20 protein-coding genes, 1 tRNA gene and 1 pseudogene are annotated in these 23,076 nt (G+C 59.6%); 17 read left to right on the top strand and 5 right to left on the bottom strand.

Going from position 1 to position 23,076, the window contains the following annotated elements:
* The first annotated feature begins 2 nt into the window (after positions 1 to 2).
* Positions 3 to 914, top strand: a complete 912-nt coding sequence (locus tag FHT87_RS11745) for an ABC transporter permease subunit (protein ID WP_183801947.1) — start codon at positions 3 to 5, stop codon at positions 912 to 914.
* 3 nt (positions 915 to 917) lie between these two features.
* Entirely contained in the window at positions 918 to 1,736 is an 819-nt protein-coding gene (locus FHT87_RS11750; RefSeq protein ID WP_183801950.1) for an ABC transporter permease, read from the top strand.
* Between the two features lie 18 nt (positions 1,737 to 1,754).
* Here the strand turns inward: FHT87_RS11750 and FHT87_RS11755 are convergent, their stop codons facing one another.
* On the bottom strand, positions 1,755 to 3,653 hold the full coding sequence (locus FHT87_RS11755; RefSeq protein ID WP_183801953.1) for an AsmA-like C-terminal region-containing protein: 1,899 nt from the start codon (positions 3,651 to 3,653) through the stop codon (positions 1,755 to 1,757).
* A 159-nt stretch (positions 3,654 to 3,812) separates the two neighbouring features.
* On the opposite strand from FHT87_RS11755, the gene FHT87_RS11760 reads away from it, so the two are divergent.
* Positions 3,813 to 5,765, top strand: coding sequence for an acetoacetate--CoA ligase (locus FHT87_RS11760; protein ID WP_183801955.1), 1,953 nt, complete (start codon positions 3,813 to 3,815; stop codon positions 5,763 to 5,765).
* A gap of 275 nt (positions 5,766 to 6,040) precedes the next feature.
* Here FHT87_RS11760 and FHT87_RS11765 read toward each other — a convergent pair whose 3' ends face one another.
* Positions 6,041 to 9,775, bottom strand: coding sequence for a PAS domain-containing sensor histidine kinase (locus tag FHT87_RS11765; RefSeq protein WP_183801958.1), 3,735 nt, complete (start codon positions 9,773 to 9,775; stop codon positions 6,041 to 6,043).
* A 213-nt stretch (positions 9,776 to 9,988) separates the two neighbouring features.
* Between FHT87_RS11765 and FHT87_RS11770 the strand changes: the two genes are divergently transcribed.
* From FHT87_RS11770 to FHT87_RS11790, 5 genes are all read left to right on the top strand, one after another.
* Positions 9,989 to 10,438 carry a phasin gene (locus tag FHT87_RS11770; RefSeq protein WP_183801961.1) on the top strand — a complete coding sequence of 150 codons (450 nt, stop codon included), beginning with the start codon at positions 9,989 to 9,991 and terminating at the stop codon, positions 10,436 to 10,438.
* A 131-nt stretch (positions 10,439 to 10,569) separates the two neighbouring features.
* Positions 10,570 to 10,646: transfer RNA gene (locus FHT87_RS11775), tRNA-His, on the top strand.
* A gap of 224 nt (positions 10,647 to 10,870) precedes the next feature.
* Positions 10,871 to 11,110 carry a helix-turn-helix transcriptional regulator gene (locus tag FHT87_RS11780; RefSeq protein ID WP_183728749.1) on the top strand — a complete coding sequence of 80 codons (240 nt, stop codon included), beginning with the start codon at positions 10,871 to 10,873 and terminating at the stop codon, positions 11,108 to 11,110.
* Between the two features lie 113 nt (positions 11,111 to 11,223).
* A complete protein-coding gene (locus tag FHT87_RS11785) occupies positions 11,224 to 11,661 on the top strand; it encodes a DUF4174 domain-containing protein (RefSeq protein ID WP_183801964.1) in 438 nt (145 codons plus the stop codon).
* A 30-nt stretch (positions 11,662 to 11,691) separates the two neighbouring features.
* Positions 11,692 to 11,862 (top strand): hypothetical protein, encoded by a 171-nt coding sequence (locus tag FHT87_RS11790; RefSeq protein WP_183801967.1) that lies wholly within the window; start codon positions 11,692 to 11,694, stop codon positions 11,860 to 11,862.
* Here the strand turns inward: FHT87_RS11790 and FHT87_RS11795 are convergent.
* Both FHT87_RS11795 and FHT87_RS11800 read right to left on the bottom strand, forming a co-directional pair.
* On the bottom strand, positions 11,859 to 12,740 hold the full coding sequence (locus FHT87_RS11795) for a LysR family transcriptional regulator (RefSeq protein ID WP_183802676.1): 882 nt from the start codon (positions 12,738 to 12,740) through the stop codon (positions 11,859 to 11,861). The genes FHT87_RS11790 and FHT87_RS11795 overlap by 4 nt on opposite strands.
* On the bottom strand, positions 12,740 to 13,051 hold the full coding sequence (locus tag FHT87_RS11800) for a putative quinol monooxygenase (RefSeq protein ID WP_183728756.1): 312 nt from the start codon (positions 13,049 to 13,051) through the stop codon (positions 12,740 to 12,742). Before FHT87_RS11800 ends, FHT87_RS11795 begins: the two co-directional genes overlap by 1 nt.
* Before the next feature lie 173 nt (positions 13,052 to 13,224).
* Here FHT87_RS11800 and FHT87_RS11805 point away from each other — a divergent pair, with 173 nt between their 5' ends.
* The 9 genes and pseudogenes from FHT87_RS11805 to FHT87_RS11840 all read left to right on the top strand — a co-directional run bounded on the left by FHT87_RS11805 (position 13,225) and on the right by FHT87_RS11840 (position 21,786).
* Positions 13,225 to 14,721, top strand: coding sequence for a CoA-acylating methylmalonate-semialdehyde dehydrogenase (locus FHT87_RS11805; RefSeq protein ID WP_183801970.1), 1,497 nt, complete (start codon positions 13,225 to 13,227; stop codon positions 14,719 to 14,721).
* A 109-nt stretch (positions 14,722 to 14,830) separates the two neighbouring features.
* Positions 14,831 to 14,987 (top strand): annotated as a pseudogene (locus FHT87_RS31215) (metalloprotease); the annotation flags it as partial.
* A gap of 111 nt (positions 14,988 to 15,098) precedes the next feature.
* Positions 15,099 to 15,578: an iron-responsive transcriptional regulator RirA gene (gene rirA, locus FHT87_RS11810; RefSeq protein ID WP_183728768.1), complete on the top strand. Its 480-nt coding sequence runs from the start codon at positions 15,099 to 15,101 to the stop codon at positions 15,576 to 15,578.
* 347 nt (positions 15,579 to 15,925) lie between these two features.
* Positions 15,926 to 17,521 (top strand): ABC transporter substrate-binding protein, encoded by a 1,596-nt coding sequence (locus tag FHT87_RS11815; protein WP_183728771.1) that lies wholly within the window; start codon positions 15,926 to 15,928, stop codon positions 17,519 to 17,521.
* A gap of 86 nt (positions 17,522 to 17,607) precedes the next feature.
* On the top strand, positions 17,608 to 18,612 hold the full coding sequence (locus FHT87_RS11820) for an ABC transporter permease subunit (RefSeq protein ID WP_183801972.1): 1,005 nt from the start codon (positions 17,608 to 17,610) through the stop codon (positions 18,610 to 18,612).
* 9 nt (positions 18,613 to 18,621) lie between these two features.
* Positions 18,622 to 19,512: an ABC transporter permease subunit gene (locus FHT87_RS11825; protein WP_183728777.1), complete on the top strand. Its 891-nt coding sequence runs from the start codon at positions 18,622 to 18,624 to the stop codon at positions 19,510 to 19,512.
* 1 nt (position 19,513) lies between these two features.
* A complete protein-coding gene (locus tag FHT87_RS11830) occupies positions 19,514 to 20,365 on the top strand; it encodes an ABC transporter ATP-binding protein (RefSeq protein ID WP_183728779.1) in 852 nt (283 codons plus the stop codon).
* Positions 20,365 to 21,207, top strand: coding sequence for a dipeptide ABC transporter ATP-binding protein (locus FHT87_RS11835; RefSeq protein WP_183728782.1), 843 nt, complete (start codon positions 20,365 to 20,367; stop codon positions 21,205 to 21,207). Before FHT87_RS11830 ends, FHT87_RS11835 begins: the two co-directional genes overlap by 1 nt.
* Before the next feature lie 42 nt (positions 21,208 to 21,249).
* Positions 21,250 to 21,786 (top strand): gluconokinase, encoded by a 537-nt coding sequence (locus tag FHT87_RS11840; RefSeq protein WP_183728785.1) that lies wholly within the window; start codon positions 21,250 to 21,252, stop codon positions 21,784 to 21,786.
* On the opposite strand, the gene FHT87_RS11845 is transcribed toward FHT87_RS11840, so the two are convergent.
* Positions 21,776 to 23,023: an FAD-binding oxidoreductase gene (locus FHT87_RS11845; RefSeq protein WP_183728787.1), complete on the bottom strand. Its 1,248-nt coding sequence runs from the start codon at positions 23,021 to 23,023 to the stop codon at positions 21,776 to 21,778. The two genes, FHT87_RS11840 and FHT87_RS11845, sit on opposite strands and share 11 nt — an antisense overlap.
* Between the last annotated feature and the right edge of the window lie 53 nt (positions 23,024 to 23,076).

Raw genomic sequence — 23,076 nt, forward strand, 5'->3', positions numbered from 1 at the left:
CGATGGAAACATTTGCCTCACGCTTCTACAGCCGTCTTGTCATCATCATTCCCTATGCTTGGCTGCTGCTCTTCTTCCTGGCGCCGTTCTTCATCGTCTTTCGGATTTCGCTGTCGACGACGGCAATCGCCATTCCGCCTTATGAGCCGGTGTTTTCACTTGCCGATGGCTGGAGCGGTTTCTGGAGCAAGGTGGCGACCTTCTCTTTCGACAATTACGGCTATCTGACGGACGATCCGCTTTACTTCAACGCCTATCTGTCGAGCGTCATCATCGCTGGGATTTCCACTTCCCTGATGCTGTTGATCGCCTATCCGATCGCCTATGGCATGGCGCAGGCGCCTCGTACTATCAGGCCAACGCTGCTGATGCTCGTCATCCTGCCGTTCTGGACGAGCTTCCTGATCCGCGTCTATTCCTGGATCGCAATCCTGAAGCCGGAGGGATTGCTCAACCAGCTCCTCCTGTCGCTGCACATCATCGACAGCCCGCTGATCATCCTCAACACCAATACGGCCGTCTATATCGGCATCGTCTATTCCTATCTGCCCTTCATGGTGCTGCCGCTCTATTCGGCTCTCGAAAAGATGGATGGCACGCTGATCGAGGCGGCGCAGGACCTCGGCTGCACGCCGATCCGGGCCTTCTGGCGCGTCACTTTCCCGCTGTCGATCCCCGGTGTGATTGCCGGCTGCATGCTGGTCTTCATCCCGGCTGTCGGTGAGTTCGTCATCCCCGATCTTCTCGGCGGCTCGCAGACGCTGATGATCGGTAAGACACTTTGGAGCGAATTCAATTCCAACCGCGACTGGCCGGTCTCTTCGGCCGTAGCAACGATCCTGCTGCTGATCCTGGTGATCCCTATAGTCTTCTTCCAGAACGCGCAGGCCAAAGCCGAAGAGCGGGGGAGATAAGTCATGCTGAGGTGGACCCGCTTCAATATCATCTCCGTGGTGCTCGGCTTTGCCTTCCTCTACTTGCCGATCGTGCTTCTTGTCGTCTTCTCGTTCAATGAGTCGAAGCTCGTCACCGTCTGGGGCGGCTTCTCCGCCAAATGGTATGTCTCGCTGCTCTCGAACCAGGCTTTGCTCGATGCCGCATGGGTGACGATCCGCGTCGGTCTGCTTTCGGCCACGTTCGCGACCGTCCTCGGCACGATGGCGGCGCTGACGCTGGTGCGCTACACGCGCTTCCGGGGCCGCATGCTTTTCTCGGGAATGGTCTATGCGCCGCTTGTCATGCCCGAAGTCATCACCGGCCTGTCGCTGTTGCTCCTCTTTGTGGCAATCGGCCTTGACCGCGGCTTCTGGACCATCACGCTGGCGCACACGACGCTGACCATGTGCTTCGTTGCCGTCGTCGTGCAGTCACGGCTTCTGAGCTTCGACCAGTCGATCGAGGAGGCCGCTCAGGATCTCGGCGCCCCGCCGGTCAGGACCTTCTTCGAGGTGACGCTGCCGATCATCTCGCCTGCCGTATTTTCCGGCTGGGTCCTCGCCTTCACCCTGTCGCTCGACGACCTCGTGATTGCAAGCTTCACATCAGGACCGGGCGCAACCACGCTGCCGATGAAGATCTACAGCCAGGTGCGTCTTGGCGTCACGCCCGAAATCAACGCGGTCTGCACCATCCTGATTGCCATCGTGACGGTTGGCGTCATCTGCGCATCTGTCGTCACCAAGCGTCGCGAAGTGCAGCGCGAGCGCGATGAGAGGGCCGCGGCGGCGACCGCATAGAGCTGAGCGGGAAAGGTTTTAAGGCTGGGTTTTCGTCGGTGCGTTGAACAGCGGCACCGGCGAAATGACAGGGTTCGGCCACGAGCCGCCGATGAAGAAGGGCAGGCGCGGCAGATCGACCGCTTTTGCCGGATCGATCGCTTCCAGCACGCCGGAGAGCGCAAGTCCGTTCGACTGATAGGTGATGACGCCTGATAGTGTCAGCGTCTGATCGGAGCCGGCAAATCGCGCATCGTGGATTTCCGCGGTGCCATTGGCAAAGTCGGCCCGAAGATCGAGCTTGCTGAAGGCGAAGGATCCGTTTCCAGTGGAGCTTAGCGCGAAGAACGGCTTCTGCGCTGCCTGCGTGCGGAGTGCGTAGACATCGACACCGGGAATGGAGCCCGCTGCCGTCCAGAACCGGAGCTTGCCGGTTACATCGGCAAGCCCCGTCGTCCAGATCGCCTTCGGCGTCTCCAGCGAAAGGTCGAGGGAGCCGATCGCATGCGGCAGCGGCCCCTTGAGCTGCAATTTCTCGGCCAGCGCATTGAAGTCCGCATTGCGGATCGAAAGCTGCAATTTGCCGCCACCATCGAAATCGCGGCGGGTCGCCTCCAGATGGGCAGTCATTTCGCCGCCCTCGAACTGGCTGTCACCGATATCGAACTTCGCTTCCTCGCCGGCGACAATCACGCTGGCGCCGACATCCGCAAGCGAGAAGATACCCATCTGCGCCTGTCGCGCGGAGAGCCGCACATCGAGATCGAGAAGTTGCAGTGGTCCGAGTGGGCTCGACAACAGCAGATCGCCCAGACCGCCGGCGGCAAGCCGCAGCGCAAAGGCATCGAGGAACGGTTTGAGGTTCATCTGGTCGAAGGCAAGCGTCCCGCCGATCTTCGGCCGCTTGCCGGGTGCGAGGGTGAAATCCATCACACCGGTGGCGCTCGCATCGTTCAGCGTCATGCTGACATTGTTGAAGCGGAAGCCGTTTGATACCGACGACACATCCGAGGTCATCGAGGCACTCTTCAGCGACTCGATCCCCGGGATTGATCTGCCGGACCATTTCAGGAGGGCCGGCACGTCAGGAAAGCTGGCGTTGATATTGCCGGAGACAGAGGAGAGGCTCACCATGCTGCCAATGCCCTGGAAACGCGCGGTCATCAGATTGGAAGCGATCGAGGCCTTCATCTCGGCATTCTTGCCGGCGAAGACGAGCAGTGGCGCGGCCGAGGAAAAATCGATCTTCAGGTCCTGGCCGTTGAATCGGGCGATGAGGACGGCCGAAATTGCCCTCGACAGCTTCGGCCAGGCGATATCGGCTGCGACGCTGTCGAAGTGGTAGATATTGCCCGTCCGTGTATCGGTCAGGGTCAGAGTGCCGTCTTCGACCGTGACGGCGCCGATATCGGCGTCGAACTTCGGAGCAAGAATCTCGGTGCCGTTGTTGTCCTGCACACCTGCGATGGCCCGCGCTAGAAGGCCGGCATAGCTCCAGTCGATCAGGCCGTTTTCATCGCGCGTTAGCGAGAGGCTGGGCCGCAGCAGGTGAAATTCGTGGAAGCGAGTGCGGCCGCGCAGCGCATCGATCAGGCTGAAATCGGCTGAAAGGCTCTCGATGCGGCCGAGTAGTTTGTCGCCGCTTCCGCGCGGCTGGCGTATGGTGACGTCGTTGAGCGTGATGCGCGGCGTCGGCCAGAATTCGAGGACCGGATTACCCTTGATCTCGGCGCGATAGCCCGTCCACTTCGACAGAGCATCCTCCATGCCGGAGCGCACGAAGCCGGTTGAGATGAGATAGGGGGCGGCAAGCCTGAGTGAGAGGAAGAAGGCAAGCCCGATTAACAATATGATGGTGGAGACACGGGCAAATGCCGGCAGCCAGCGTGAGACGGGGCCGATCCTTTTTCGCCATCTGCCTTGTCTTGACGTACCCATGAGCTCCGCCGGAACTTCAGCCGGTTACCCGTTATTTTCTAATTTTGCCGGATATATGAAATACCGGGCATATGCAAATCCCACGCGCGGATCGCGTCGCTGCACACTTTATAATGCAATGCAGCATGCTATAAGTTCCGCATTCGGGAGGAGGATTGAATGCAAGAAAATCAGCCGCTTTGGACGCCTACGGAAGATGGGATCGGAAATAGCCCGATCCATGCTTTTATGCAGCGCTGCAATGGAGACTTCGGTCTCGCCTTGAAAGGCTTTGAGGATCTGCATGCCTGGTCGATCGCCGATCGGGAGAGCTTCTGGTCGTCCCTATGGAATTTCTGTGGCGTGAAGGGAGAGCGCGGCGCGGATATTCTCGTGAATGACGACCGCATGCTGGAAGCGCGCTTCTTTCCTGAGGCGCGCCTGAACTTCGCCGAAAACCTGCTGAGCGGAAGCGGGCAGGGCGATGCCATCATTTTCCGCGGTGAGGACAAGGTCGAAGACCGCTGGTCGTGGGATCGCCTGCGCTCGCTCGTATCACAGCTCCAGCAGGGCTTTCGCGCGCTCGGCATTGGCGAGGGCGACCGTGTTGCAGCCATGATGCCCAATATGGCGGAAACGATAGCTGCCATGCTCGCGGCAACCTCGATCGGCGCCATCTGGTCGTCCTGTTCGCCCGATTTCGGTGAGCAGGGCGTGCTGGACCGTTTCGGCCAGATCGCGCCGAAGCTTTTCATCGCCTGCGATGCCTATTGGTATAACGGCAAGCTGCAGGACGTGAAGTCGAAGGTGGCGAACGTTGCAAAGAGCCTCGGTGTGCCGACCATTGTCGTCCACTATGCCGGCGATGCCGAAGAGGTCGCGCGCGAAACCGCCGGTGGCAAGACGCTTACCGAATTCATCGCTCCCTTCGAGCCGAAGCAGATCGACTTCGTCCAGCTGCCCTTCGCCCATCCGGCCTATATCCTGTTTTCCTCAGGCACGACAGGCGTACCGAAATGCATCGTGCATTCGGCCGGCGGCACACTTCTCCAGCATCTGAAGGAGCATCGCCTTCACTGTGGCCTCCAGCCCGGAGACAAGCTTTTCTACTTCACCACCTGCGGTTGGATGATGTGGAACTGGCTGGCAAGCGGCCTTGCCTCCGGTGCCACACTCTGCCTTTTCGACGGATCGCCTTTTGCGCCTGATGGCAATGTGCTCTTCGACTATGCGGCCGAGGAGAAATTCGCGATTTTCGGGACCTCAGCCAAATATCTCGACGCCGTGCGCAAGAGTGGACTGACGCCGCGCACGAGCCATGATCTATCGAGCTTGCGGCTGATCACCTCCACCGGTTCGCCGCTGTCGCCTGAAGGTTTCGCCTTCGTCTACGAGGGTATCAAGGAAGATGTCCAGCTTGCCTCGATTTCCGGCGGCACGGATATCGTGTCCTGCTTCGTGCTCGGCAATCCGCTGCAGCCCGTCTGGCGCGGCGAAATCCAAGGAGCAGGCCTCGGTCTTGCCGTCGACGTCTGGAATGATGAGGGCAAGCCGGTTCGTCAGGAAAAGGGCGAGCTGGTCTGCACCAAGGCCTTCCCATCAATGCCGGTCATGTTCTGGAACGATCCTGATGGCGCCAAGTACCGCGCCGCCTATTTCGAGCGCTTCGACAATGTCTGGTGCCACGGCGATTTCGCCGAATGGACCGAACATGGCGGCCTGATCATTCACGGCCGCTCGGATGCGACGCTCAATCCTGGCGGCGTGCGCATCGGCACGGCGGAAATCTACAACCAGGTTGAGCAGATGGACGAAGTGGCCGAGGCGCTCTGCATCGGCCAGGACTGGGATGACGATGTGCGCGTCATTCTCTTTGTCCGTCTGGCGCCTGGCGTCACACTGTCAGAGGATCTAGTGAAGGCGATCAAGACCCGAATTCGCGTCGGCGCCTCTCCCCGCCATGTGCCGGCCAAGATCATCGCGGTTGCCGATATCCCGCGCACCAAGTCCGGCAAGATCGTCGAACTTGCCGTGCGCGAGGTCGTTCATGGCCGGCCGGTGAAAAATCAGGAGGCGCTCGCCAACCCCGAGTCGCTCCAGCTTTTTGCGGGGCTGGAAGAGCTAAAGGTTTGAAAGAGGACGCTAAACTACAAGCTTTTGCCGTTGATCAATTCCGTCTTTTGGAAACCTTTCGTTAAGAAAGGTTTGTCAAAGGTGAAGCCAACTTGGAGACCATACATGAAGAGATGGTCTGGAACTGCGGTTCCCGAAACATGACGTTATCAGACTAAGCTCTTGTTTTACCAGCACCAACTCTCGAAGGCAGCCATTGGCTGCCTTTTCTTTGGCGAGCAATTCCAGCAAAGAGCATAGCCGTTTGCGTCCGGAATCGCTTGGAAACGAATGCCTTAGCCGGCAAGCACCCGCTGTGACGGAAAAGTGATCTCCACCAGCGTGCCCTCGTTCGGTGCCGAATTGATCGAGAAGATCGCCCTGTTGGCATCGACCATCGCCTTGGTTAGCGGCAGGCCGAGACCGGTGCCATCGCCTCGATGGCGCGATTGCGTGGACGACACCTGGCGGAATGGCTTCATCGCCTGGTCGAGTTCGCTGCGTGTCATGCCGATGCCGGTATCCCGCACCCGCATCGCTACGCTGCCATTCGCCTCATAAGAGGTGGAAACGACGATCTGCCCGCCCGACGGCGTGAAGCGGATGGCGTTCGACAGGATGTTCAGCGCGATCTGCTTGATCGAGCGCAGGTCGGCGACGACATCGGGCACCGACTGCGAAAGGGCAGTGCGGATGATGACCCGCTGGCTGTTGGCCTGCGGCTGTACCAGTGCAACCGCTTCCGAGATCGCTTCGTTGAGACCGACGGAGGCGAAGTCGAGATCCATCTCGCCTGCCTCGATCTTGGAAATATCGAGCAGGTCGTTGACGATATCGAGAACATGCCGCCCGGAACGGCCGATATCGTTTGCATATTCGATATAGCGCGGATGGCCGATCGGCCCGAAGCGTTCGCTCGCCATCATGTCGGAAAAGCCGATGATGGCGTTGAGCGGCGTGCGGATCTCATGGCTGACACGCGCAAGGAAATCCGTCTTGTGGGCATTGGCGGTTTCGGCTGCACCCTTGGCATTGCGCAACTCATCTTCAGTGCGCTTCCACTGGGTGATGTCGCGGATGACGGCGCAATAGCCGTTGGATGACGTCAGGCGACCCATGGTCATGAACAGCGGCACGAAACCGCCGGCGGCCTCGCGGCCGATCACCTCGCGTCCGTCGTTCAGCACGCTTGCCACACCATGACCGGAAAGCCCATGCAGATAGTCGAGAACCGCCTTCTGGCTCTCATGTGCAAACAGCATGACGAAAGGTTTGCCGCGCGTCTCCTGTTCGTCATAGTTGAAGAGGGCGCTTGCCGAGCGGTTCATCGAGCGGATATCGCCTTCCGTGCCGATGACGACGACGCCATCGGTTGCCGTCTCCAGGATTGAGCGCAGTTCCTCCACCTCGACCTGCAGCTTGGCGACCTTCTCCACCATCCGGTCGGAGCGCTGGTCGAGGCGGATAACCTCGCCTCTGCCTTCCTCCCGGTTTTCGACCGGCATCAGCGCCAGCATCAGGGCGTTGGAATCTTCCCAGCGAACCGACTGCAGCCGGGCCGTGACCGGCACCAGCCTGTCATCGGCCTTGACGAGCATCATCGTGCCCGAACCGTTTTCGAGGTCGTGGCGCTGCAGCAATGCATCGATGCCGCCGACTTCGGAGAGGGCTTCGACGGAATCGTAGCCCGTCAGCCGCAGGAATTCCGGATTGCCATGGATCAGTTGGTCGCCGGCATGGATCAGCACGGCAACAGGCAGCAGATCGACCGTCGCAGCCGAAAGGCCGTCCGTCATCTTCACACGCGGCGGAATGAAGCTGGTCAGAACCTCGATCTGGCTGACCGTCTCCTGCAGACCCTCGGTCACGTCGTCTTCGGCTACGGTGATCTCCTCGGCCTTTGCATCAGCTTCCTCCGCAGCCTCGAAAATCGCCTCCTGCGGAGCTGTCTGCTCGGTGACAGGCGTTTCGGCAGCGGTTTCTTCTACGACCGACGCTTTCTCGACATCAGGTTCCGGCTGCGATGCGACGACCGGCTCATCGCCACGCGCACCGAAGGCTTCGAGGCGCTTGGCGATCTCACGGAAATTCGCCTGCTCGGCAGCCGTCAGGCCGTTGCCGGCGCCGTGAAGCTGCACGATCTTGTCGGTGAAGCGGCGGTTGGGCGTTTCGGAAATGCGAAGGGCCGGCGGTTCGTCCTGGGTATTCCGCGGCTGCAGCTCTTCCTGCTGCTCGGCGACATCGGGCTCGGAGGCGGACTGATATCCGACGGCAGGTTTCGGTGCTGCCGTCTCTTCCGGGGAGGTTACTTCCGTCGCCGCTTCCACTTGCGGTATGGTATGCTCTTCGGAATCAGGTTCCGGATTCACCGCTTCTTCGGCCTGCGGCGCAGCTTCGGCAATGACTTCAGTCTGCTCCTCCGGCTGTTCAGGCGCTTCCTGTGCGATCTCTTCCGACGCAGTTTCATTGGCCAGGCCAAGATGGGATACATCATGGCCGATGCCGTCAGGTCCGAGCGTCAGGCCGAGAGCGAGGGGATCTTCCTGGGCGTCCGACAGGCGTACCACGCCGAAGCCGCGGAAACCATCGAAGTCGCGGTTGCGCGTATAGGTCGGCAGGGCGGCCAGATCGACGGGTACCACGAGGCTTGTGCCCTCGATCGGCCAGTAGATCGTCTTGCCGGACCAGGTATCGCGCCGCGCTAAGGCCTCGGAAAGCTTGGCTTCCGGATCGAGGTTGAAGAGGGCGGCGACATCGGAAAAAGCGCTGCCGATGATGTTGCTCGCGTGCGGGCCGACGGCCTCGGCAAATTCATGAGAAACTTCGCTGAAGCGGCCTTCCGCGTCGATCTTCCAGACGAAGCGGGTGGCACGGCTGTTCGGTTTGAAGACGAAGCTGCTCTTCTTCGGGGCGGTTGCAGGCTCTTCCGGCACGACAGGTGCCGCCGCGAAGTTTTCAGCAACGGAAGCGGCCGGCTCAACCTGTTCGGCAACCGGAACCTCTGTGTTTGCCTCTACGGTTTCTTCCTCGGGAACAGACGCTTCGGTCGGCTGCTCGACCTGCTCGCCGGCGTCCTCGACGACGACTGTTTCAGGTTCGGAAATGGTCTGATTTGTCGGCTGCTCGGACTGGGCTTCGACTGGTTCGCTCACCTCAACCGGGTCCCCGGTCTCGCCGGTGATCTCCTCCAGCGTCTCCTCAACCTCTTCAATGCCGGAAACTGCGTCGATGGCCTCCGCTTCCGTAAAGCCCGCCACAGGTGCTGCAACACCAGGAATTTCGTGCGCTGCGGCTTCTGCTGGTGCAGTTTCCTGCGGCGCAGTCTCTTCAATATTGGCAGAGGGCTCGATCGGGTCGAGGTGACCGATCGCCGTTTCGACCGCGAAGAGAAGATGGAGTGCCGGCTCGTCGTTGAGTTTACCAACGGCAGCCGGCAAATAACCACGGCCGGTCGCAACCGGCCGCTTCACCAGGCGGTCCGGTTGGGCGCCGGCAAGCGTGATGAGCGTCCTTGCCGCCTGCTGTGTGATGCCGAGCGAGGCAAAACCTGGCGAAGCGGCAATGACTTCGCCTTCTGCTCCGATCACGGCCATATGCGTATCCGGGTCATCGAGGCCCTGAAGCATCTGCGCAGCACTTGCGCCTGCCGTCAGCGAGTGCGCGGAGACCGGAACGGAAAACAGGATGGCCTTCTCGCCCGAAGCGAGGCGGATGAGCTCCGATGACGCCGGCGCCTGAACGCGCTGGAAGCCCTTGGCGATGCGGATGATGAAGGTTTTCTGGTCGCCGATCTCGCCAAGCTGGCGGGCAGCCGCCTCGAGCTGGCGGAAGGTGATGTCGGCATGGCTGACGCCCTGATCGAGCAGGTCATAAACCGCTGCATGGCCAAACAGCTCGGCGCCGGCACCGTTCGCCCAGAGCAAACGTGTGAGATCTGCAGAGAAAAGCACCATGGCCTCGCCACGCGAGAATCGTTCACGCACCCGCGCATGCACAGCAATGTCGATGAACGGATACTGGACTGCGGGCATGATCGAACCTGTCGCTTTCGGCCTCTTGAAATTAACTGCTTATTAATAACTGCAGGTCTGCGACCGGTCCAGAAGAGCGGGGAGCTTTCGGCCAGCAAGGTTAACGTATTGTGCAGCGCACAATGATGTTGCAATGCACAATAAGATGCGCTATATAAGATTTATCCAATTTATTGCGGCAGGGGATCTGCCCATCTCAAAGGACGCTATCCGATGGCTACCATAAAGACCGACGACGTTTTTTCAATTGCCTCTTTCGACCCGAGCAAGCTGGCTGAGTCCTTCCGCGACTTTGCCGAAAAGGGTGCTCAGCAGTCCAAGGAAGCCTATGCCAAGCTGAAGTCCGCAGGCGAAGAAGCCGGCAAGACGCTGGAAGCTACGGTACAGACCGCGCAGGCCGGCAGCGTTGAAATCGGCCTCAAGGCGATCGACGCGCTCCGCGTCAATGCCGAAAGCTCGCTCTCCCACATGGAAGCGCTTCTCGGCGTCAAGTCCGTCGCCGAATTCGTCGAGCTGCAGACCTCTTTCCTGCGCAAGCAGGCTGAACTGACCGTCGAGCAGGCGAAGTCGCTGCAGGAAACCACCAAGCAGGTTGCCGAGAAGGTCGCAAAGCCTTCCAAGGAAGCTGCTGAAAAAGTCATGGCATCCTTCAAGGTCGCCTGATCTCCTATGTTCGATAGGCAATAAAGGCTGGACTGCGCGTTCAGCCTTTTTGTATATTGAGTGCAAATCGGGGCTTGAATTAAAGTTCAAGTCCTCGTATGTGACCCCCGTCGCGCCGAGCGCGGCATTGTGCGGTTGTAGCTCAGTTGGTTAGAGCGCAGGTTTGTGGCACCTGAGGTCGGAGGTTCGAGACCCCCCAACCGTACCATTCTCTCCCATAAGTTGGTTTGCCTGTTCGGCAATGCACGGCATCGGCGTTTTTTGATGCCAAAATGACGCCTGCTCGCATTTTGCTATTGCCGTTAACATTCGTTTACCTATTTATGTGCGGTGCGATGCAGCAATTGCCCAATGTTTCCGTTGCGTTGCGAAATGCTGGCGGCCTGCCGCCTGGGGGTAGGGACAATCCACCGAGGCATTAAGGAGAATTTGATGTCCATTTCTGTTCAGAACATAGAGGAATCGACCGCTGTTTCCCCGATCGACGTGGCAGCTGCGGTTAAGGGCGCGCGCAGTGCGGTTGGCTACAGCATTGAAGATCTCGCAGTGACCTGCGGTCTGGCCAATGGCGAAATCCTCGAAATCGAAAATGGCGAAAGTGCCGATCCGGCAAAGCTGAGGCGTATTGCTGCAGCCCTGCAGGTTCCGATTTCCGCCTTTTTGCATATCTGACGAGGCGACAGGGCCGATCGGCATTTTCTGATCGGCCGTCGTCCCCTTTTTACGGGACATGGTTGGAACTCTTGCGCCTCCCGCGCCGTTCAACGGTCGACGGGAGTATGTGTATGTCCAAGACCCTTCTTTACGGCGCAACCAAGATCGATGAGACGAATGCCGCCTATGCGGCTGTCGCAAGTCTCGAACAGTTCCAATGGAAGAACCGCGTCTTCATTGTGATTGCCGATCGGGACAATTCCCGCGCCGCCCGTCAGGAAAACCAGCTGCTTGCCGATCGCGTCGCTCTTGAGGAACGGGATATGGTTATTCTCAGGCTTGCCGGATCGAGCATAAAGCCGCTCTTCGGAAGCGGCGATGGGCTGAACGGCGAGGCGCTCCGACAGGAGCTGGACGCGCCGGACACAGGCGAATTTGCAGCCTTCCTGCTTGGCAAGGATGGCACCGTGAAGCTGAAGGCCAGCGAGCCAATCAGCGCAGGCGAACTTTTCGCCATCATCGACAGCATGCCGGTGCGCGCTGCCGAAGCCGTCAGGCAAGACCAGTAATTCAATATTGCACTCGTAAAGGAGCCGGCCATGTCCGTCCCGAACGAACCTATCCCCGACCAGCCGCCGATGCCCCCGCCAGGCTGGAAGCCGGAGCCGCCGATCAAGGAGCCGGAACCTGATCGCCTGCCGGATGAAACGCCGCTTCCCAATCCTGATGAGAACGAGGAACCGGCAAGGCATCTGGAAAACCATTTTTAGAGGAAGATCTGCCTTTCCTCATCGACGAGTTCCCGAAGGAAGTCGATGACGCTGCGCACGCGCACCAGATCGCGCGCGCTTTCGTGATAGGTCGTCCAGTAGGCGCGCCGGATGGATACCAGCGGCAGGATGCGCACCAGTTCCTGGTATTGCCGGGCGATATAGTCGTGCAGGATACCGATGCCGGCGCCGGAGCGCACGGCCTCGGTCTGGCCGATCGCAGTCGAGATCTCGAACCCCGCATCCCAGCTGCGCATCACCTCGCCAGAGAAATTCAGGGAAGCAGTGAAGATCAGGTCTTCGACATAGCCGATGCGCGGATGGGCCTTCAAGGCATCGATATCCTCGGGCTTTCCACGCTGCGCCAGATAATCCCCCGATGCGTAGAGGCCGAGCGTATAGTCGGTCAGCTTGGACGAGACGAGCCGTCCCTGTTCCGGCCGTTCCAGCGTGATGGCGATATCTGCCTCACGCTGAGACAGCGAGAAGGAGCGCGGTACCGGCACGAGCTGGATCTTCAATTCCGGATGGCGCTCGATCAGCCGGCCCATGCGCGGCGCAAGAAAGGAGACTCCGAACCCATCGGGTGCGCCGACGCGCACCGTTCCGGCAATGGCCGTATCCGTGTGGCCGAGATTGGCCTGCGCGGCGAGCATTTCCGTTTCCATCCGTTCTGCCGACGCAAGAAAGACTGCGCCTTCGGCGGTCAGTTCGCAGCCATTCGTGCGGCGGATGAAAAGCCGCGTTTTCAGCGCCTCTTCCAGTGACGTCAGCCGGCGCGAGAGCGTGGCGTGATTGAGCCCCAGCCTCTTCGACGCAGCGAGAATCTGCCCGGTGCGGGCGACGGCCAGGAAAATGCGAACGTCATCCCAGTTCATCACTTTGAACGCATCGCAATCGGATCGACGTCGATGAGGGTCAGCGCTCTCACCATTCCGGCCGTCTCGATTTTGTATTTAAGGAAATGCGGCGTCTGCAGATGAGCTTCATATGCTTCCCTGTTGGCATAGACTTCGAGGATGCGGATCTTGTTCGGATGATCCCTGATGGAAACGGCATTCAGCGAAAGCACACCGTCTTCCAGCGCGATGGATGCTTCGATTTCCTCGGTCAGCAGCGCGCGATAAGTTTCGATCGTCCCCGGATCGATCTCCAGTTCCGCCATCCTGACGACAGGTTTCCCGCTCATCGGTTCGACCTCCCTTTGACTTGTCCGCGTGCGGCTCCAGTTTTGATGCAGGAGCGCACGCCAAAGCGAAAGAACTATAATATACGCACAACGGTTGCTTATTCCAGCGCATTGATTTGTGTAAATTGAAGTGCGATTGTTGTGCCATCCAAAAGAGATCAGGAGGAACACCCATGCGTGAGATTGGTCATTTCATCGGCGGCAAGAAGGTCGCCGGCACCAGCGGCCGCAGCAGCGACGTCTTCAACCCCGCAACCGGCGAAGTACAGGCAAAGGTCGCGCTCGCAAGCGTCGAGGAACTGCGCGCCGCTGTCGAAAACGCCAAGGCTGCGCAGCCGAAGTGGGCGGCCACCAACCCGCAGCGCCGCGCCCGCGTCTTCTTCAAGTTCGTCGATCTCCTGAACCAGCACATGGATGAGCTTGCAACGCTGCTCTCCAGCGAGCATGGCAAGACGGTTGAGGATTCCAAGGGCGATGTCATCCGCGGCCTCGAAGTCTGCGAATTCGTCTGCGGCATCCCGCATCTTGCCAAGGGTGAGTTCACCGAAGGTGCCGGCCCGGCGATCGATATGTATTCCATCCGTCAGCCGGTCGGTATCGGCGCCGGCATCACGCCCTTCAACTTCCCGGGCATGATCCCGATGTGGATGTTTGCCCCGGCGATCGCCTGCGGCAACGCCTTCATCCTCAAGCCTTCCGAGCGTGATCCGTCTCTGCCGATCCGTCTTGCCGAACTGATGATCGAGGCCGGTCTGCCGGCTGGCATCCTCAACGTCGTCAACGGCGACAAGACCGCGGTCGACGCGATCCTCACCGATCCCGATATCGGCGCCGTGTCCTTCGTCGGCTCCACGCCCATTGCCCGCTACGTCTACGGCACGGCTGCGATGAACGGCAAACGCGCCCAGTGCTTCGGCGGCGCCAAGAACCACATGATCATCATGCCGGATGCCGATATGGACCAGGCCGTCAACGCCCTGATGGGTGCGGGCTACGGCTCGGCCGGTGAGCGCTGCATGGCCGTCTCGGTTGCCGTACCGGTCGGCGAGGAAACCGCTAACCGCCTCGTCGAGAAGCTGGTACCGAAGATCGAATCCCTGCGCATCGGTCCTTATACGGACGACAAGGCAGATATGGGTCCGGTTGTCACCAAGGACGCCTATAACCGCATTCAGGGCCTGATCAACAAGGGCATCGAAGAAGGCGCCAAGCTCGTCGTCGACGGCCGCGATTTCAAGCTGCAGGGTTACGAGGACGGCTATTTCGTCGGCGGCTGCCTGTTCGACAACGTCACGCCCGAGATGGAGATCTACAAGACGGAAATCTTCGGACCGGTTCTGTCCGTCGTCCGCGCCCATAATTATGAGGAAGCGCTTTCCTTGCCGATGAAGCACGAATACGGCAACGGTGTCGCGATCTATACCCGTGACGGTGACGCCGCCCGCGACTTCGCCTCCCGCATCAACATCGGCATGATCGGTATCAACGTTCCGATCCCGGTGCCGCTCGCCTACCACTCCTTCGGCGGCTGGAAGGCTTCGAGCTTCGGCGACCTGAACCAGCACGGCACGGATTCCATCAAGTTCTGGACCCGCACCAAGACCATCACCGCCCGCTGGCCTTCCGGCATCAAGGGCGATGCCGAGTTCGTCATGCCGACGATGAAGTAATGCGAAAGCCACATGAATTTGCAATTTGAGGGCCGAGAGGCCCTCTTTTTGTTCGATTGCTGGTTGTTAGTTTCGCCTGTTTTTGCTTCTCAAACCATGTTTACGTGCAAGATGGGGGATGGATCCCCTTGCGATAGCCCGGTTTTTCGAAAAGCTCGAGGACAAGCTTGGAGATCATTCCGGAACGAGCATGCTGTCGACACCCGGGAACGCCCGAGCGCCGGCAGGCGATCCTTGATTACGCGAAGAGCCTTGAAGGCCGATAAGCCAGCGGCAATCGGCCTCAGTTAAGCTGAATGTGAATTTCATATTTTGGAATTGTTCAAAACTGCGAAAGCCACTATATACGCTTTGTAAAGACGATTCAGGAGATTGGCATGCGGTTGACGAAGCAGACCAACTATGCGGTTCGCATGTTGATGTATTGTGCAGCCAATGAAGGACATTTGAGCCGGATTCCGGAAATTGCCAGGGCATACGGAGTTTCCGAGCTCTTCCTTTTCAAAATTTTGCAGCCGCTCAACAAGGCGGGCCTTGTCGAAACCGTGCGCGGCCGCAATGGCGGTGTGCGCCTTGGCAAGCCGGCGACCGATATCAGCCTCTTCGACGTGGTGAGGGTTACCGAAGACAGCTTCGCCATGGCGGAATGTTTTGAAGACGGCGCGATCGAGTGCCCGCTGGTTGACAGCTGCGGCCTGAACTCGGCACTGCGCAAGGCGCTGAATGCTTTTTTCGATGTGCTGACCGAATATTCGATCGACGACCTCGTCAAGGCGCGGCCGCAGATCAATTTCCTGCTCGGCCTCACCGGCGACCACGATCATCGTAAGCCCGCTGTTCCGGCGCCGGCCGCCTGATATCGGAATGCTCTGATACCCTCATAGACCACGGTCATTTTCGATGGCCGTGGTTTTTCATTGGTGCTCACGGACTGTTGATATATCAGGTGCCTTGAAACCGTTTTCAAGGTCGTTTCACGACGCGAAATTATACCAAAAGCGACGAGAATCGGATTAAATCTGCCTCAATCTTGCAAATTTTGGCCTATTTTTGACCGAAAATTTCTAAAATTGCTTTTCTGGAAAAATTTTCTGCGGATCCCGTTGCTTTCAGCAAATAAATATCGTTCCATCGGCCCGGCGATCGGGGTAATGAGCGCCCGATCTCTAAAGATCAAAAAAGAACAAACCTGGGAAACGACATCATGAAAAAGTTCTCTGTCCTGCTCGCAGCGACAGCCCTGGCCTCGGTCATGGCTACCGCCGCGTATTCCAAGACGCTTGTCTATTGCGCCGAAGGATCGCCGGAAGGCTTCGATCCGAGCCTCTACACGGCAGGCACGACCTTCGACGCGTCTTCGCGTACGGTCTATAGCCGCCTCGTTGAATTCAAGCACGGCGGGACGGAGATCGAGCCGGGTGTCGCTGACAGTTGGACGGTTTCTCCCGACGGCAAGGAATATACCTTCAAGCTGCATCCCGGCGTGAAGTTCCAGACGACCGACTTCTTCACCCCCTCGCGTGATCTCACCGCCGACGACGTGGTTTTCTCGTTCGAGCGCCAGATCAAGTCGGACAATCCGTGGAACAAATATGTCGAAGGCGGCTCCTACGAATATGCTGCCGGCATGGGCTTCCCTGACCTCATCAAGTCGATCGAGAAGGTTGACGATCTGACCGTCAAGTTCACGCTGAACAATCCGGAAGCGCCGTTCCTGGCCGATCTCGCCATGGACTTCGCCTCCATCGTTTCCAAGGAATATGCCGACAAGCTCGCTGCTGACGGCAAGATGGCTCAGCTCAACCAGCAGCCGCTCGGCACCGGCCCGTTCACTTTCGTTGCCTACCAGACGGATGCCGTCATCCGCTACAAGGCGAACGAAAGCTACTTCAAGGGCAAGGAAAAGATCGACGATCTCGTTTTCGCGATCACCCCGGACGCCGCTGTCCGTGCCCAGAAGCTGAAGGCCGGCGAATGCCACCTCGTCCCGTATCCGAACGCTGCTGACGTTGCCGACCTCAAGAAGGATCCGAACCTCACGGTCATGGAACAGGCTGGCCTGAACGTCGGCTTCCTCGCCTACAACACCCAGCAGGCTCCGTTCGACAAGCCGGAAGTCCGCCGCGCACTGAACATGGCGATCAACAAGCAGGCGATCATCGACGCCGTCTTCCAGGGCGCCGCCCAGGTTGCGAAGAACCCGATCCCGCCGACCATGTGGTCCTATAATGACAAGATCCAGGACGACAAGTACGATCCGGAAGGTGCCAAGAAGGCTCTCGAAGCCGCTGGCGTCAAGGACCTGTCGATGAAGGTCTGGGCAATGCCGGTTTCGCGTCCATACATGTTGAACGCTCGCCGCGCCGCCGAACTGATCCAGGCAGACTTTGCCAAGGTTGGCGTCAACGTCGAGATCGTCACCCATGAATGGGCCGAATACCTGAAGCTCTCCTCCGACACGAAGCGCGATGGCGCTGTCATCCTCGGCTGGACGGGCGACAACGGCGACCCGGACAACTTCATGGACACGCTGCTCGGCTGTGACGCTGTCGGCGGTAACAACCGCGCTCAGTGGTGCAACAAGGATTACGACGCTCTGATGACGAAGGCCAAGGAAACGGCTGACGTCGCTGCCCGTACGAAGTTCTACGAAGAAGCACAGGAAATCTTCAAGAAGGAAGCTCCCTGGGCTCCGCTCGACCACTCGCTGGTCTTCGTTCCGGTCAGCAAGAAGGTGTCGGGCTTCCACATGGACCCGCTCGGCATCCATCGCTTCGACGGCGTTGATATCGCCGAATAAGAAAAATGATAAACTGCCCGGCTGAAACCGGGCTTGACCGGCGGTCAGGTTCCACCTGACCGCCGGAAACTATTGGACAACCTGCTATGTTGCGATTTTTCATCGGGCGCCTCGCGGTCCTGATACCGACCTTCCTAGGCGTTTCGCTCATTGCCTTCTCGTTCATCCGCCTGCTTCCCGGCGATCCCGTCATGCTGTTGTCGGGCGAACGAACGATGGCACCCGAACGTCACGCCCAGATCATGCATGATCTCGGTTTCGACCGACCCATGTATGTGCAGTATTTCGATTATCTCGGCAAAGTGCTGCACGGCGATCTCGGCAGCTCGATCGTCACCAAGCGCCCCGTTCTCGGCGAGTTCTTCACGCTTTTCCCGGCAACGCTTGAGCTTTCGCTCTGCGCCATCCTCTTGGCAATCCTTCTCGGCGTGCCGGCCGGCGTCTTCGCTGCCGTCAAGCGCGGAACCTGGTTCGATCAGAGCGTGATGGGCGTCGCCCTGATCGGCTATTCGATGCCGATTTTCTGGTGGGGCCTGCTGCTCATCATCTTCTTCTCCGGCTATCTTGGCTGGACGCCCGTTTCCGGCCGCATCTCGCTGATGTATTTCTTCAAACCTGTCACCGGCCTCATGCTGATCGACAGTTTGCTCTCTGGCCAGAAGGGCGCCTTCGCCTCGGCCGTCAGCTATCTCATCCTGCCGACCGTGGTGCTTGCCACCATTCCGCTTGCCGTCATCGCCCGCCAGACGCGCTCGGCCATGCTCGAAGTGCTGGGCGAGGATTATGTGCGCACGGCCCGCTCCAAGGGTCTCGCACCACTGCGCGTCGTCGGCGTTCATGCGCTCAGAAACGCCATGATCCCGGTCGTCACCACGATCGGCCTGCAGGTCGGCGTGCTGCTCGCAGGCGCCATTCTGACCGAAACGATCTTCTCCTGGCCGGGCATCGGCAAGTGGATGGTCGATGCTGTCTTCAAGCGCGACTATGCAGTCGTCCAGGGCGGTCTTCTGTTGATTGCCGGCATTATCATGCTGGTGAACCTGATGGTCGACCTGGCTTACGGCTTCATCAATCCGCGTATCAGGCACTAGGAGCGGTCCATGAGCACGGTTACTGCAAAATCCGACCAGCCCTCCGCCCTTACGGAATTCTGGTATTACTTCTCGCGAAACAAGGGCGCCGTCATCGGCCTCTTCGTCTTCATTATCATTCTTCTCATGGCAATCTTCGCGCCGCTCGTCTCGCCGCACGCGCCAACCGAGCAGAACCGCCAGCTTCTCTTGTCCGTCCCTTTCTGGATGGATGGCGGCAGTCTCTCCTATCCGCTCGGAACGGATGCCGTCGGCCGCGATATTCTCTCGCGTCTGATCTTCGGTGCACGCTTCTCGCTGTTCATCGGTCTCGTGGTCGTCACGCTGTCGGTGGTTGCGGGTGTCTTGATCGGCCTCGTTGCCGGTTATTTCCGTGGCCGCGTCGATATCGTCATCATGCGTCTCATGGATATCATCCTGGCTTTCCCGTCGCTGCTTCTGGCCCTCGTGCTCGTTGCGGTGCTCGGTCCCGGCTTGCTCAATGCCATGATCGCGATCTCGATCGTCAACCAGCCGCATTTCGTGCGCCTGACACGTGCCGCCGTCATGAGCGAGCGTGAAAAGGAATATGTTGTGGCCTCCCGCGTCGCGGGTGCCGGCACCTTCCGGCTGATGTTCAAGACGATCCTGCCGAACTGCCTCGGACCGCTGATTGTCCAGGCAACGCTTGCCTTCTCCGCCGCGATCCTCGATGCAGCCGCCCTCGGCTTCCTCGGCCAGGGCGCACAGCCGCCCACACCTGAATGGGGCACGATGCTTGCCGAAGCCCGCGAGTTCATATCGCGCGCCTGGTGGGTCGTTACATTTCCGGGTCTTGCGATCCTCGTCACCGTTCTCGCCATCAACCTGATGGGTGACGGTCTGCGCGATGCGCTCGATCCCAAGATGAAGAGGTCCTGAGATGGCGCTTCTCGAAATTGAAAATCTCGTCGTCGAATTTCAGACCTCGACCGGACCTTTCCGCGCCGTCGACGGCGTTTCGCTGAAGGTCGATGCCGGCGAGGTTTTGGCGATCGTCGGCGAATCCGGTTCGGGCAAGTCGGTCTCGATGCTAGCCGCTATGGGGCTTCTGCCCTGGACGGCGAAGGTGACGGCCGACAGGATGGTCTTCGACGGCCAGAACCTGCTCGGCATGTCCGCAGCCAAGCGGCGCGAGATCATCGGCAAGGATATGTCGATGATCTTCCAGGAGCCGATCGCCAGCCTCAATCCCTGCTTCACCGTCGGCTTCCAGATCGAAGAGGTGCTGCGCATTCATCTCGGTCTTGACAAGGCGGCGCGGCGCAAGCGGGCAATCGAGCTTTTCCAGGCAGTCGGTATTCCCGATCCCGCCGAGCGGCTCGGCCATTTCCCGCATCAGATGTCGGGCGGTCAGTGCCAGCGCGTCATGATCGCCATCGCCATTGCCTGCAACCCCAAGCTCCTGATCGCTGACGAGCCGACCACCGCGCTCGACGTGACCATCCAGAAGCAGATCCTCGATCTCCTGATGCGCCTGCAGACGGAGCATCGCATGGGTCTGATCATGATCACGCACAATATGGGTGTGGTCGCCGAAACCGCCGACCGGGTGATCGTTCAATACAAGGGCCGCAAGATGGAAGAGGCTGACGTGCTCTCCCTCTTCGAAGCGCCGAAGAGCGATTACACGCGGGCACTGCTTGCAGCACTTCCCGACAATGCGACGGGCGACCGGCTGCCGACCATCGGCGAACTTTTCAATCCGAACAAGACTGTGGAGGGAGCGGCCTGATGACGCCAGTTCTCGAAGGAAAGAACATCGTCCGCGACTATTACCTGCCGGGCGGCCTCTTCAAGAAGGCGAGAACCGTGCATGCCGTCAAGGGCGTGAGCTTCAGCGTCGAGCAAGGCAAGACGCTGGCGATCGTCGGTGAAAGCGGCTGCGGCAAGTCGACGCTTGCACGTATCGTGACGATGATCGACCCGGCCACATCAGGCGAACTCTTCATCGACGGCAAGAAGGTCGATATCTTCGAGGGCGATTTGACGCCGGAAATCCGCCGGAAGGTCCAGATCGTCTTCCAGAATCCCTATGGATCGCTGAACCCACGCAAGAAGATCGGCGACATCCTGATGGAACCGCTGATCATCAATACCAATACGCCCGCTTCCGAGCGTCGCGACTTGGCAATGGCGATGCTGAAGAAGGTCGGCCTGCAGGACGTTCACTTCAACCGCTTTCCGCACATGTTCTCGGGCGGTCAGCGCCAGCGTATCGCCATTGCACGCGCACTGATGCTGAAGCCCCGGCTTCTGGTTCTCGACGAGCCGGTCTCCGCACTCGATCTGTCGGTGCAGGCGCAGGTGCTGAACCTGCTCGCGGACCTGCAGGACGAACTGAACCTCACCTATGTCTTCATCAGCCACGACCTTTCGGTCGTTCGCTATATGGCAGACGAAGTGATGGTGATGTATTTCGGCGAGGCGGTCGAATACGGCACGCGGGATCAGGTTTTCAACGATCCCCAGCACAGCTATACAAAGACCTTGTTTGCAGCGACGCCGCGTGCGGATGTCGATACGATCAAAGCCCGTCTTGCACGCAAGAATGCTGCCCTGTCCGCGGCCTCTTGAGGCCGCAGATTTCCAGTGCCGGAACGATCAGCGAGATGAGCAATGACAGAGAATAACGGAACTCTCCATGCGATCATCGTCATGGGCGTCAGCGGTTCCGGTAAATCCTCTATCGGCGAAGAAATAGCCAGGGGCTTGCGCCTTCAGTTTGTCGAGGGTGATGCTCTTCACCCCGCATCCAACGTCGAGAAAATGTCGAAGGGCATTCCGCTCACCGATGAGGACCGGATGCCCTGGCTCGACCGCATCGGCGAGACGATGGAGACCTCGCTTGCAAAGGGCGAAGGCATCGTCGTTTCCTGCTCGGCGCTGAAGCGCATCTATCGCGAAAGGCTGCGCGCGGCGGTCGGCGGCAATCTCTATTTCGTCTATCTCGAAGGCTCGAAGGAACTGTTGACGGACCGCATGGGTCACCGCAAGGGCCACTTCATGCCGGCCTCGCTGCTTCAGAGCCAGTTGCAGACGCTGGAAGTACCGACAGGCGAAAAGGGTGTCGTCACCGTCGATATCGACGACACGATCGAGACGATCGCGGCGAAAGCCCTGAAGGCTCTCGCCGCTCTCGGTGTTACGGGTTGAACCGGCTGGGCGAATAGGCCGAGATATTGATGAACGGCGTCTCGCCGGTCATCAGTTCCGCCAGCACACGCCCCGTCACCGGCCCGAGCGTCAGCCCGTGATGGGCATGGCCGAAGGCAAACCACAGGCCCTCGTGGCGCGACGCCTTGCCGATAACAGGCATCATGTCGGGCGTGCAGGGGCGGGCGCCCATCCACGGTTCCGGATCGAGCCTCTCTCCCAGCGGAAATATGGTGCGCGCCACGGCTTCGGCCCGGTCGAGCTGCACCGGGGTCTTCGGCGCGTCCAGCGCTGCGAATTCCGCACCCGTCGTCAGGCGCACCCCCCGGTTCATCGGCGCCAGGAAATAGCCGCGCTCGGAATCGAGCGTCCAGTTGTTGAGCACCGCATCGCCCTTGACGCCATAATGCATGTGGTAGCCGCGCTTGACGCCGAGCGGGAAGGAATAGCCGAGGCGACGGGTCGCGACCGCCGCCCAGGGACCGAGCGCCATGACGGCGTCGTCGGCCTCCAGCGATCCCTCTGCCGTCATGATCTTCCAGCCGGAGCCGGCCTGCCCGAGCGAGGCCGCATCCCCGGTCACGAACCTGCCGCCGAGGCTTTCGAAATAGCTGCGGTAGGCGCGCGTCAGCGCATGCGGATCGAGAACCGACCACGGGTCGATCCAGCGCAGGCCGCCGACGAAATCGCCCATGATGTTCGGTTCCAGGCGAGCGATATCAGATGAGGTCAGGCTCTCGTAGCCGACGCCGAACTGATCCTTCCAAAGGGCTGCCTCCACAAAGGCCTCGTCGCGTTTGGCCTCGGTGCGGAAGATCTTCATCCAGCCATCCTTGCGGATCAGCGCTTGTGCCTGTGAGGCCTCGATCAGGTCCTTATGCTCGCTAATCGAGTTCTCGATCAGCGGCGCATAGGCCTTGGTGATCATCTCGTGCCGCTTCGGATTGGAGTTCCACCAATAGCGGGCGAGGAAGGCGAGCTGGCTCGGCAGTGCCTTCAGGTGATAGTGCGCATCGATGCGGTTGTTCAGCGCGTAGCGCAGCAAAAGGCCGAGCTGCTGCGGAAAACCGTAGGGCATGACGCCTTCGCGCTGGATCAGGCCGGCATTGCCGAAAGAGGTCTCGTTACCCGGCTCCTTGCGGTCGATAAGCGTTACCTGCCGGCCGCGGCGTTGAAGATGGATGGCCGTCGAAACCCCGACGATACCGGCGCCGAGCACGATTGCGTTCTTCGTCATTTTCCCTGCATTCCGCTATGTTTTAGGCCCTAAAATGCCCATCTCAATGCTGC

Source organism: Rhizobium sp. BK316, from assembly GCF_014193695.1.
Lineage (GTDB): Bacteria > Pseudomonadota > Alphaproteobacteria > Rhizobiales > Rhizobiaceae > Rhizobium.